The organism is Nocardioides sp. (assembly GCF_964229035.1).
Classification (GTDB): domain Bacteria; phylum Actinomycetota; class Actinomycetes; order Propionibacteriales; family Nocardioidaceae; genus Nocardioides.
This window is the reverse complement of the sequence record NZ_CAXRAZ010000063.1, coordinates 22135-34503: the sequence shown is the minus strand read 5'-3', so window position 1 is coordinate 34503 and position 12369 is coordinate 22135. Positions and strand designations below refer to the sequence as shown.

7 protein-coding genes are annotated in these 12369 nt (G+C 71.3%); all 7 read left to right on the top strand.

Annotated features, from left to right (window positions below; all coding sequences use genetic code 11):
* The first annotated feature begins 67 nt into the window (after positions 1-67).
* The gene (locus ACERUN_RS18470) at positions 68-2437 is read left to right on the top strand and encodes a hypothetical protein (RefSeq protein ID WP_370291578.1); all 2370 of its coding nucleotides are present in this window, start codon (positions 68-70) and stop codon (positions 2435-2437) included.
* A gap of 149 nt (positions 2438-2586) precedes the next feature.
* Positions 2587-4320: an Ig-like domain-containing protein gene (locus tag ACERUN_RS18465; RefSeq protein ID WP_370291577.1), complete on the top strand. Its 1734-nt coding sequence runs from the start codon at positions 2587-2589 to the stop codon at positions 4318-4320.
* Positions 4317-7169, top strand: a complete 2853-nt coding sequence (locus ACERUN_RS18460; protein ID WP_370291576.1) for a hypothetical protein — start codon at positions 4317-4319, stop codon at positions 7167-7169. The genes ACERUN_RS18465 and ACERUN_RS18460 overlap by 4 nt, the downstream gene beginning before the upstream one ends.
* Positions 7166-8191 (top strand): phosphate ABC transporter permease subunit PstC, encoded by a 1026-nt coding sequence (gene pstC, locus ACERUN_RS18455; protein WP_370291575.1) that lies wholly within the window; start codon positions 7166-7168, stop codon positions 8189-8191. Before ACERUN_RS18460 ends, pstC begins: the two co-directional genes overlap by 4 nt.
* Complete coding sequence (locus ACERUN_RS18450) at positions 8191-9534, top strand: PstA family ABC transporter permease (RefSeq protein WP_370291574.1); 1344 nt, start codon at positions 8191-8193, stop codon at positions 9532-9534. Before pstC ends, ACERUN_RS18450 begins: the two co-directional genes overlap by 1 nt.
* Positions 9531-11393 carry a substrate-binding domain-containing protein gene (locus ACERUN_RS18445; RefSeq protein WP_370291573.1) on the top strand — a complete coding sequence of 621 codons (1863 nt, stop codon included), beginning with the start codon at positions 9531-9533 and terminating at the stop codon, positions 11391-11393. The genes ACERUN_RS18450 and ACERUN_RS18445 overlap by 4 nt, the downstream gene beginning before the upstream one ends.
* Positions 11390-12364, top strand: coding sequence for a sortase (locus ACERUN_RS18440; protein WP_370291572.1), 975 nt, complete (start codon positions 11390-11392; stop codon positions 12362-12364). The genes ACERUN_RS18445 and ACERUN_RS18440 overlap by 4 nt, the downstream gene beginning before the upstream one ends.
* Positions 12365-12369 lie beyond the last annotated feature (5 nt).

Here is a 12369-nt window from a genome sequence, read left to right as displayed (position 1 = left end):
CCCCCCCCCCGCCCCGGCACCACCCCCGAGCGGGCCACCACCCCTCACCCTGAGGAATTCGCCCCCAATGCGTACTGACACCCACCACGCCCGACCGGAGAGCCGGCGGGCACGCCTGCGCGTCCGGCTCCAGTCGCCGGTCGTGGCGCTCCTGGCCACGCTCGCCCTCGGGTTCGGCGTGGCGAGCACCGGCGTCGCCGGAGCGGCGCCGAGCCCCTCACCGAGCCCCTTACCGAGCGGTTCGTCGTCCACGACGCCCTCGGAGCCGGCATCGCCGCGCGCCACCCAGAAGCCCGAGGACGACACCAGCGTCCCGCAGGCGGACCCCAAGAAGCTCACCTTCGGTATCGGCCCCGCCAACGACGTCCCGAAGGAGCAGAACGTCGACGGCCGCCCGTACCTGCAGTACCTGGCCACTCCCGGTTCGACCGTCCGCGACTCGATCGCGCTGGTGAACCTCGGCGACAAGCCGCTGACGCTGCGGGTCTACGCCGCCGATGCCCAGCAGGGCGTCGACGGCACGTTCGGCCTGGCCCCCGGAGACGCCACGCCCACCGAATCGGGCTCGTGGTTCAAGCTCGACGTCCCGGCGTCCGGAAAGGTCAAGGTCCCAGGGCGCAAGGGACGCACGCTGGGCAGGATCGTCGTCCCCTTCGAGGCTCGTGTCCCTGCCGACGCCCAACCCGGCGACCACGTGGCCGGCGTCCTGGCCGCCCTCGAGACCGAGGGCAAGAACACCGACGGCACGAAGCTCCGCTTCGACCAGCGCATCGGCGTCCGCGCCTACTTCCGCGTCGCCGGCCCGATCAACCCCGAGCTGAAGGTCGAGAACATGCGGCTCGACTACGGCTGGTCGCCGAGCCTCAAGGGCCGCGACGGCGTCACCGTCACCTACGACGTGCGCAACACCGGCAATGTGCGGATGAACGCCACCCAGCTCATCAATCTCGACCGCCGCTTCCACAGCGAGCAGTTCGGACGACCGAAGCCGATCGACGACCTGTTGCCCGGGAGCTCGGTCAAGGTCACCCAGTCGATCGCTACGACCTTCTCCGCCCTGGACGTCGACGCCCTGGTGTCGGTGTTCCCGACCCCCGTCGACCCCGAACTCGCCGGACCGGTCACGTTCGTCCAGGGCAAGGACTCGGCGATGGCCTGGCAGTGGCCCGTCGCGCTGCTGGTCGCCGTCCTCCTGCTCGTTGCGCTGGCCTTCGGGCTGCGCTGGGCGTATCGACGCTACGAGCAGCACCGCAACCGTCCCGGTGCGCCCGGCAGTCGTCGCAGCGAGAAGAAGCGTCGTCTGCCCCGCCTGCCCGGTCTGCGTCCTGCGGCTGCCGAGCGCGTGGTCGCTCTGGTCGGCGTGCTCGGCCTGGCAGTGTGTGGCGCCCTCGTCGCTGCGCCGGCTCACGCCGACGTCAGCCAACCGGACGGCGGCAAGATCTTCCTCGAGGGGGGAACGGTCTCCGGCGACCCGACCCGTGCCATCACCGACGGCGTGTGGGGCCGTGAGGGCAAGGACGGCAAGGGCGCGACCTTCGTCTCGGGCGACTTCACCGACAGCTCCGGCGCGGTGACCGATCCGGCGCAGGCGTTCTGGCTCAAGCGCTTCGGCGTCGACGACTTCACCAAGCTCGGCGTCGCCTTCGTGCGCGCGAGCGAGGACGGCTCCGCGGAGCGCCCGCGCGTCGGCGAAGGCAAGAACGCCGGCGAGGTCTTCGAGTGGTTCTCCGGCATCGGCGTCACGACGGGCATGGCGGCCGGCGGTCAGCGCTACAACGACGCCGTGCTCGTGGTGCACACCCTCGATGAGTTCCGCGACTGGGTGCGCAACGGAAAGCCCGAGCAGGTCTTCGACGACAATCTCGTCGCACGGGACGCCCTCGTGCCGGGCCTCCCGGTCTCCGCGCACCCGCAGGGCAAGTCGATCCAGAACCGCTGGAAGGCGGGGGAGCGCATCAGCCTCGTCGTCTTCGGGATCGACGGCTTCGACTCCGACGGCGTGCCGATCGTCAACGTCGACGAGGAGGGTCGCGCCCGGACCGCCTGGCTGACCTTCGAGACCGAGGCGGGCCCGAGGGCCTCGAGCATCCGGACCTCCGGCGCCTACCGGGTGCTCAGCGCCAGCGCCCTCCCGAAGGCCCCCGATGAGGTCTCCGACGATCCCTCCGCCGAGGTCAACGGCTCGGGCGGCACCGCCTCGGCAGGTGCCGGCGCGTCGCCCTCCGCGGGTGCATCGGCGAGCGCCGGCGCCGATCCTGCCGCGCAGGCCGCGGCCGACGCAGAGGCGGCCGACGCCGACGCGAAGGACGAGACCTCCGGCTTCGGCACGCTGTGGACCGGGTCCGGTCTCGCCTGGCCCGTCGCAGCGCTCGTCCTGCTGGCTGCCGCACTGGTGGCTGGGCGCGTCTACCTCCGTCGCTCGCAGGAGTCGTCATGACCCTGGGCAGCGACCCCACGAATCTGCTCCCGCCGCACCACCCGCCCCAGCGGCCGTCCGCCGGCCGTCGTCACGTCGCCCTGCCCCAGCAGCGGCGTCACCTGCTCCACCTGATTCGCCCGTCGCACCACCATCTCGAGAGGCACACCATGTCCGTACTCACGCCCCACCGTCGCCGACGTCTCGCCGTCGGCGTCCTCGTGGGAACCGTCGTCGGCGCCGTCGCCACGACGTCCGCGCTCGTCGCCGCACCCGCGGCCCAGGCGGCCGCACCGACCGGCTCCGTCTACGAGCTCTTCCTGGAGCCCGGCCCGGTGACCGGCGATCCCGCCAACGCGATCACGGTCGGCAAGTGGGGTCACGAGGGCAACAACCGCGACCTGGGCACTGGAATCTCGGCCGACCTCGGCTCCGACGCCTCGGGCGCCGCGATGCTGGAGGCCTTCGGCACCGACGACTTCAACAAGCTCGCCGTCGTCTTCACCACGACCTCCGCCGACGGCAGCAACGAGGCACCGACCGTCGAGGCCGGGCAGAACATCGGCGAGGTCTATCCCTGGTTCACCGAGATCAGCGCCCTGACGACGATCGCGGGAACCCCGAACACCCCGACCACCGACGAGGTCCTGAAGGTCTCGACGCTCGCCGAGTACCAGGCGTGGATCAACGACGGCAGGCCCGACCAGCTGATCAACACCACCGACTTCGTCTCCCGCGACGCGCTGCGCGCCGGTAACCCGGTGTCGGTGGCCCCCAAGGGCAAGTCGATCCTGAACCGCTGGGCGGCCGACCAGGAGATCAGCATGGTGCTGGTCAAGACCACCGGCGCCACGGACGCCGACACGGGGCTGCCGATCGTCGACCGCAACGAGGACGGCAAGGCCACCGCTGCCTGGCTGACCTTCCGCACCGGCCTCGACGCCAGCGTCGGCAACGGCACCCTCGCCACCTCCGGCGCCTACACCGTGACGAGCGCACTCACGACGCCCGTCGTCGAGCTCACCAACGGCACCGTGGGCGCCACGACCACGCTGACCGCCACGATCAAGAACGAGTCCGGAACCGCGCTCACCGACGCGGCCGGCTCCGTCCAGTTTTCCGCGCTGCCCAAGGGCCAGAACGAGGGCGAGTTCACCGACCTCGGCGAGCCCGTCGCGGTCTCCGAGGCCGGCACCGCCACGTTCGAGGTCAGCGACCTCGCCGCCGGCGAGTTCCGCCGCTACCGGGCCGTCTACACCCCCTCGGGCGAGGCCGCCGGTCGTTACGCCTCCGCCACCAGCAACCTGCGCACCGTGACGCGTGCGGCAGCCGCGACCACCACGTCGCTGACCGTCACCGGCACCCGCGTGGCCGGCGCCCGTCAGACCCTCTCGGCCACGGTCGCCGCCGGCGACACCGTGCCCACCGGTTCGATCCGCTTCCTCGACGGCAGCGCCGTGCTCGCCACGGTCCCCCTGGCCGCCGGCAGCGCGACCGCCACCCGAATCGCCGCCCTGACCGCGGGCGCCCACAGCCTGCGCGCCCAGTTCGTGCCGGCCACCAGCGCCTTCGCGACCTCGACCTCGGCCACCTCGGCGGTCACCATCGCCCGGGCCCGCGCCCTCGTCTCGGCCAAGGTCTCGCCGACCTCCGTGCGGGTCAGGACCAAGCCGAAGTTGGCGATCACGGTGAAGGCCACGGGCCTCGTGCCCACCGGCAAGGTCACGGTCAAGGTCGTCGCACCCGGCAAGCGGGCGGTCTCGGTCGTCGGCACCCTGCGCAACGGTGTGGTCACCGTGACGCTGCCGGCCGCCGTCAAGGGCACGACCAAGCTCACCGTCACCTACGGCGGCAGCACCTCGGTGCTCCCCGCCACCGTCGCCGCGAGCTACAAGGCCCGGTGACCGTGCGAGACCTCCTCACCACCATGTCGGTGAACCGCGTCCGGACCGGTCGGGCTGCTCAGCAGCCCGGCCGGTCCGGCCGGGCGCGGATCGCCGTGGCGCTCACCGGTCTGGTGATCGCCGGGACCGGCTTCTCGGGAATCGGCACCGGCTACGCCGGTGCCGCGCCGCCCGTCACCGATGGTTCCGACTGGGGCGCCCAGGGCGTGCTGTCGAGCGACAGCGCCGTCACGGTGCGCTGGGACAACCAGGGCAACGCCCCGGAGAACACGGTGCCGCGCAACGGCCAGCAGGTGATCCCCCACACCGACAACAAGACCTACGACGACGTGCCCGCGCGCATCGCCGACCCGTACGCCGCGAACTTCGGCGCGGGTAACGGTCTGGGTGGTCTGGAGGTCTCGGTGTCACAGACCCGCGGCCTGGTCAACCAGGCCGTGACTATCGGTATCCGCGGCGCGAAGGGTGGCATCAACCCGGACACCCAGCAGTTCTCGACCTACTTCCAGATCTTCCAGTGCTGGGGCGGCCTCACGGCCTCCGGGCGGCCGGCGCCGAACGCCTCCTCGCCCGACCCGGCCACGTGCCAGATCGGTGAGCACGGCCCTGACAGCCTCAGCGTCGGCGGCAACGTGCGCAGCGAGGAGCGCAGCGTGGTGGGCGATCCGCTCACCGTGAGCGGCGGCGACTGGCGCCAGTACTCCACCCAGGAGGGTGGTGCTGTTCCGTTCACCTCCATCGCGGGTGTCGAAGCCGACGGCACCAAGGGGCAGAACAAGTTCTTCAGCAAGGACACCACCAACGAGCTCTCCCGGGTGGTCGCCGGCAGCAACGGCGCCACCAGTCGCGAGTTCGAGGTGCAGACCAGCCTCGAGTCGGCCGGCCTCGGATGTGGCAAGCGCAGCGACGCTCCCAGCACCTCGCAGTGCTGGATCGTCGTCGTGCCGCGCGTCAGCGGCGTCCTCACGACCTCGACCGGCCCGATCTCGCCGAGCCTGTGGGCCCAGCGGCTCCAGGTGCGCATCGCCCTGCGCGACGTCCTGACCGGTTGTCCCTCCGGGCAGTCGCGGTCGCTCCTCGGTGGCTCGGAGATGCTGTCGAACGCGGCCGCCTCGTGGACGCCCGGCGTGTGCAGCGACCGGAAGATCGCCCTGGGCTACACCCAGCTCGGTGACGAGGTGGCGCGCAACCAGTTCGCCGCGGGATCCAACCGTGCGATCCTCACCACCCGCCGCACCTCGGGGGTCACGAAGACCACGCCGGTGCCGTTGGCGCTGTCGGCTCCGGTCTTCGCCTACCAGCTCGTGTACCAGCCGCGCTGTCGCTGGAAGGCCTCGGACACCGAGGAGACCGCGAAGGATTGCGGTTACGACAGCCTGGCGGAACTGCGTGCGGACGCCGACCGCGCCGGGACGCTCATCAAGGGGATCAAGCTCGACGCCCGCCTCGTGGCGAAGCTGCTGACCCAGAGCTACCAGTTCGCGATCTTCGACCGCACCGGGTTCAGCCGCCTTGCGGCCCCGTGGATGACGCAGCGGCCGACCAACCTCGGCAACGACCCTGAGTTCCGTCGCCTCAACCCTGATCTGCGCCACCTGAACCTCAAGGACGCGGCGAGCCAGGCGATCGACCACCTCATCGTCGAGTCCCTGCGCTCCGACGGCGCGGCTGCGGTGTGGGACTGGCTGCTGGCCGACCCCGACGCCAAGGCCTTCCTCAACGGCTGCCCGGACGAGAACGGCATGGTGATCAACCCGTTCTACTCCACCCGCACCTACGAGGGCTGCTCCGACCAGAAGGTCGCCCTGGCCGCGGCCGCGGCTGCCGCGCGCACGGCGACGCCGATCGCCAACGGCTACGTCGACCAGCCGCTCAGCTACCCGCCCGACGGCTCGCCCTTCCCCCTGCCGACCTGGCAGGAGGCCCGAGATGACGACCTGCCCACCTACGGCGTCGTCGACCACCTCCCCCGGATGGACTCGATGGCCGCGACCGGTCGTGGTGTCGGCATCGGCTACGCGCCGGCCAACAGCCAGCTCTGCGCCAACACCCCGCAGGTGCCGAACGACGACTGCGGCCCCCAGCCGGGCAAGTGGACGGACCCGAAGACGCGCCAGAGCGCGTCCCAGGTCGGTCTGATCGCGATCACCGACACGGCCACCGCCGCCCGGTGGCGCGTGCCGACGGCGATCCTGTGCAACACCGAGGGCGACAAGTGCGTGGAGGCGAACTCCGCCTCGCTGCGCAAGGCGGCCGACCGGTTCTCCAGGGACGACGACGGCTGGGCCTCGCCCGGTCCGACCGACTACGCCTCGGGCGCCTACCCGCTCACCCTCCCGATCTACGGCGCGGTCGACCTGACCCTGCCGCAGTCGGACCGAGCCGGCTACGCCGACGCCTTCGACTACCTGATCGGCAAGGGCCAGAAGCTGGGCTTCGACGAGGGCAACCTGCCCCCGGGCTACGCCCCGCTGACCGACACGCTGCGCCAGCAGGCCGTCACGGCCATCGCGCAGCTGCGCAAGGCCGTGCCCGACACCGGCGCCAACGGCGACGGCGGTGACGGCGGTGGCACCAACGGCGGCGCCGACGGGGGTGCCGGCGGCGGAGGCCTCGGTGGTGGTGCCGCCGGCGGAGCGGCGTCCACGCCTGACGCGGCGGGTGCCTCGCCCGGCGCGGCCGCCTCGCCGGGCGCTCAGCCGACGGCGACGGCGCAGGTCGTCACGGTCGCGGCGAGCACTGAGTCGTGGCCGGGCTGGATGATCCCGTTCGGTCTGCTGCTCGCCCTCGTCGCCGGCCTGAGCGGCCCCGTCATGAGCTTCACCCGGAACGTGAGGATCACCCGATGAGCAGCACCGTCCTTCCCGACTACCCGGAGGCGGGGGCTGAGGACGCACAGGCGCGTCCGATCCCCGTCATCCACGCACCGACCGATCGGATCTTCCGCGAGATCAGCCGTGGGTCGGGCACCTTCGTGCTCGCGATCATGGTGCTCGTCGGCCTGTTCCTCACGATCAACGCCATCGACGCCATCTCGTCGGTGGGCGTGATCGACTTCGTCACCACCGAGGAGTGGGCGCCGGAGACGAACAACTTCGGCATCGCGGCTGTGCTCACCGGCACCGTGATGATCGCGGTGGTCGCGCTGATCGTGTCGATCCCGCTGTCGATCGGCGCCTCGCTGTTCATCACCGAGGTCGCGACCGGCCGCGTCAAGCGGGTCATGACCTCGGTGATCGACCTCATGGCGGCCGTGCCGTCGCTGGTCTTCGGGCTGTGGGGCCTGGCCTGGCTGCAGAACCACATGGTGCCGTTCGCCTACTGGCTCTCCACCTACTTCGGTTGGATCCCGTTCTTCAAGGTCGACGGGGCCGATCCGTCCAACCCCCTGCCCGATCCCGCGCTCTACACGTCGTCCACCTTCATCGCCGGCATCGTCGTGGCGATGATGATCGTGCCGATCCAGACCTCGATCATGGTGGAGTCCTTCTCCCGCGCGCCCCAGGGCGAGCGGGAAGGGGCCTACGCCCTCGGGGCCACCAAGTGGGGCATGATCCGCTCGGTCGTGCTGCCCTTCGGCAAGGGCGGCATGATCGGCGGCGTGATGCTCGGCCTCGGCCGCGCACTCGGCGAGACCATCGCGATCTACCTGATCATCTCGCCGCTCTACGAGATCCGCTTCAACATCCTCGAGAACGGCTCCAACTCGGTGGCGGCCATGATCGCGCTGCGCTACGGCGAGGCGAACTCGTTCTCCATGTCGGCCCTCATGGCTGCGGGTCTGGCCCTGTTCCTGCTCACCATGGCGATCAACTTCACCGCCTCCACGATCATCGCGCGCTCTCGTTCCGGCGCGGACAGCGAGGGATGATGACCACCACGCACCCGGCACCGCCGCCGGTCTCGCCCGCCCCGTCGTCCGACACCGGACGCACCCCGACCACCTACCTCCCGCGACAGGCCCTGCCTGCGCAGGAGGTCGAGCCGCCCCGCGTGCGCTTCGGCGCCTCGCCCCACGAGCGCTACTCGCTGCCCGGCGCCGTCGTCAGCTCCGTCTCGCTGGCCCTCGTGCTGGGCCCGGTCACGGGGATGATCCCGAACGGCTGGGTGCCGATCAGCGCGTTCCTGCTCTTCCTCGCCGCCTACGCGGTGCTCATCGGCCTGGACGCCGACGGGCGCGCGATGCGCGACAAGGTGGCGCAGGTGATGCTGTGGTCGGCCGGCGTCCTCGTGATCACGCTCGTGCTGCTCGTGATCGGCTACGTGTTCTTCCGCGGCTGGGACGTCTTCCGCCAGGTGCCCTGGCTCGACTGGGGCAACAACTTCATCACCACCGACATGAGCCTCACCGGCCCGCTGCGGCCGATCAGCGAGGGCGGCGTGCTGCACGCCATCGTCGGCACGTTGCAGCAGATCACGATCGCGCTCATCATCACGGTGCCGCTCGGCACCGCCACCGCGCTGTTCCTCAACGAGGTGAAGGGTCGCTTCGCCCGCTTCGTGCGCACGGTGGTCGAGGCGATGACGGCCCTGCCGTCGGTGGTCGCGGGTCTGTTCATCTACGCCACCGTGATCCTGCTGTTCACCAAGCAGTACAACGGTTTCGCGGCCTCGCTCGCGATCACCGTGCTGATGCTGCCGATCATGATCCGCTCGGCCGACGTCGTCCTCCGCCTGGTGCCGGGCAACCTGCGCGAGGCCGGCCTGGCCCTCGGCGGCGGCCAGTGGGCGGTGGTCAAGCACGTCGTGCTGCCCACGGTGCGCTCGGGCCTGGCCACCGCGATCATCCTCGGCACCGCGCACGGCATCGGCGAGACCGCGCCGGTGCTGCTCACCGCGGGTGTGACGTCGAACATGAACCTGAACCCCTTCGACGGGCCCCAGGTGTCGCTGCCGCTGGCGGCGCTCGAGTTCGTCAAGGCGCCGCAGCCCGACATGAAGGCCCGCGGCTTCGCCACCGCGGCGCTGCTGCTGATCATCGTGCTCATCCTGTTCGTCCTGGCGCGCCTCATCGGCGGTCAGCGAGCCGGTGAGGTCACGCCTCGTCAGCTGCGCCGCCGCGCCGCCCGCTCGCGTCGCGACCAGGGCCGCGTCGAGCGCAACTACGAGGCGATCCGTGCCGAGCTCGCCTCCCTCCGCGTCGCACCCGCCGGCGCCGTCCCCAGCTCGGGCGCACCGGATGCGCCCACGACCTCTCCAGGAGATCACCGATGAACCGCCATCCGCGTCTGCGCGCCGCCCGCAAGGTCGGCATCCTGCTGTCGCTGCTGATCGCCTTCGCCTCCGCTCCCGCCGTGGCTGCCGGCGAGGGCACCGCGCCTCAGCCGGCGTACAAGGCCCCCACCGCCCGCATCAGCGGCTCGGGTTCGTCCTGGGCCGGCAACGCGGTCGAGGACTGGCGCGCCGCCGTCCGCTCCCAGGGCGTGACGGTCGACTACAACAACACCGGCTCGTCGAAGGGTCGCAAGGACTTCGCCCAGGGTCTCGCCGACTTCGCCGTCTCCGAGATCCCCTACACCGGCGACACCTCCGACCCGCAGGACACCGTGCGGCCGAACTTCAAGTACGGCCTCCTGCCGGTGGTGGCCGGTGGCACCGCGTTCATGTACAACCTCAAGGTCGGCGGCAAGCGTTTCGAGAAGCTGCGGCTCTCGCAGCAGGCGGTGGCCAAGATCTTCACCGGCCAGGTGACCCGCTGGAACGACCCGATCATCAAGCAGACCAACCCCGGTGTCGCGCTGCCCGCCCAGCGCATCACGGTCGTCGTCCGCTCGGACGGCTCGGGCGCCACCGCCCAGTTCACGCTGTGGATGCTGCGTCAGTTCCCGTCGGACTACGCCGCGCTCTGCCGCAAGACCAAGTGCAACCCGAAGTCGGCCACGTCCTACTTCCCGTACCAGGGCCTCGACAACTTCACCGCCCAGTCGGGCTCGAACGGTGTGACCACCTACACCGCCAACACCGAGTACACGATCAACTACGACGAGTACTCCTACGCCCTCGGCGTGAACTTCCCGGTGGCTCAGGTGCAGAACGCCGCCGGCTTCTTCACCCTGCCCACCGACACCGCCGTCGCGGTGGCGCTGACCAAGGCCAAGATCAACCAGGACAGCAAGTCGGCGAACTACCTCTCCCAGGACCTCTCGCAGGTGTACACCTACAAGGACCCGCGCACCTACCCGCTGTCGGCGTACTCCTACATGATCCAGCCGAACCAGACTCGCGGTAACTTCGACACCGCCAAGGGGCAGACGCTGGCCTACTTCGAGCAGTTCGTGCTCTGCGAGGGCCAGCAGACGATGGGTCGCCTCGGCTACTCGCCGCTGCCGATGAACCTGGTGCTCTCCGCCCTCGACCAGGTGCTGAAGGTGCCCGGCATCGGCGCCGACACCAAGAAGAAGATCCTCGCCACCAAGAGCGGCGTGAAGTCGGGCTCGGGCAACCCGTGCAACAACCCGACCTTCCGACCGGGTGAGAGCCCCGACCGCAACATCCTCATCGACAAGGCGCCCTTCCCTGCCGAGTGCAACGCCGCCTGCCAGGCGCCGTGGATCGGCAAGTCCGTCGCCGGCGGCGGCCAGGCGCCCGGCACCACCGCGGGCGGCGGCGCGGCTGCGGGCGGTGGCGCGGCTGCAGGCGGGGGATCCGCGGCTGCCGGTGGCGGCACGACCGCCGCGGGCGGCGTGGCGGCGCCCGGCGCGGCCGGTGCCCCGGGCACGGGCGGCGCGGCCGCGTGCGACCCCGACACCGGTCTGTGCACCGGGCAGACGACCGCGGCCGCCGGTGGCGGCGACGCCAGCGCTGTGGCGACGCCCTACAACCTGGCCGGCTCGCGCACCTGGGGCACGCCCCAGCTCGCGCTGCTCATCAGCGTGCTCTTCGTGGCGCTGCTGGTGCTCGGCCCGCCGCTCGTGTCGCGTGCGCTCGACCTGCGGCCCGCCGCGGGTGCGATCGCGGCCGGCGGTGCGGTTGCGTCCTCGCCTGCGGGCCCGGCCGCGCCCAGCGCTCCGAGCGGTGACGCCGGCCCGCCGGCGCCGCCGATGGACCCGACCGGACCCGGAGGCACGCAGTGACCGTCGCACCGCACCGTCCCGGCCCGGCAGGCTGGCTCTCACGCGCCGGCGGCGGCGACCGCCCGAGCCGACCCGTGTGGCCGGCCGGCCTGCCGCGGCTGCAGCGGGTGGAGCAGCCTCCGCCGCCGCAGTGGCGCACCACGCTGACCACCTCGGCCCTCGGCCTGCTCTCGCTCGTGCTGCTGGTGCTGCTAATGAACCTGACCGTCGTCAGCCAGCTGCAGCACTGGAACTCCCAGCGCGACCTCTACAGCAAGCTGCGCCTCGGGTTCGCCGAGGGCTCCTCGCCGATCGGCCAGCTCGACATCAACGGCAAGATCGTGGAGTCGGGCACCCCGATCGCGCTGCTGCGCATCCCGCGTCTGGGGCTGCGCGAGGTCGTCGTCGAGGGCACCAGCTCGCGGACGACGAAGCTCGGCGTCGGCCACCGGCGTGACACGCCGTTCCCCGGCCAGCCCGGTGTGGCGATCCTGATGGGCCGTGCTGCGGCCTACGGCGGTCCGCTGGGCGGCATCGGCGAGCTGCAGCGCGGCGACAAGATCAGCGTGTCGACCGGCCAGGGCATCGCGCAGTACGAGGTGATCGGTCCGCGCAACGGCGCCACTCAGCTGCCGGTGCTCGGCCCCAGCGACGGTCGCCTCACCCTCATCACCGCCGACGGTCCGCCGTTCGCCCCGACCAGCGTGCTCCGCGTCGACGCCAAGCTGATCTCGAAGGCCCAGCCGAGGCCCCCGATCGCGATCGCGCCGGGAGTCGTGGCCGACGAGGACCAGGCGATGTCCGGCGACTCCGAGCGCGCGTTCTCGCTCTCGTGGCTCTCCGAGCTGCTGCTCGGGCTCTCGCTCGCGGCCGTGTGGGCGTGGAAGCGCTGGAACCGCCGAGCGGCCTACGTGGTCTTCCTGCCCGCGCTCACGGTGACGGCCTTCGCGTGCGCTGACCGCGTCATCGACCTCCTCCCGAACCTCCTCTGAAAGCG

What these genes read in the sequence shown, in the direction of transcription:
- ACERUN_RS18465 (WP_370291577.1), top strand. Translation starts at nt 2,587, where the DNA reads ATGTCCGTACTCACGCCCCACCGTCGCCGACGTCTCGCCGTCGGCGTC.
- pstC (WP_370291575.1), top strand. Translation starts at nt 7,166, where the DNA reads ATGAGCAGCACCGTCCTTCCCGACTACCCGGAGGCGGGGGCTGAGGAC.
- ACERUN_RS18470 (WP_370291578.1), top strand. Translation starts at nt 68, where the DNA reads ATGCGTACTGACACCCACCACGCCCGACCGGAGAGCCGGCGGGCACGC.
- ACERUN_RS18445 (WP_370291573.1), top strand. Translation starts at nt 9,531, where the DNA reads ATGAACCGCCATCCGCGTCTGCGCGCCGCCCGCAAGGTCGGCATCCTG.
- ACERUN_RS18450 (WP_370291574.1), top strand. Translation starts at nt 8,191, where the DNA reads ATGACCACCACGCACCCGGCACCGCCGCCGGTCTCGCCCGCCCCGTCG.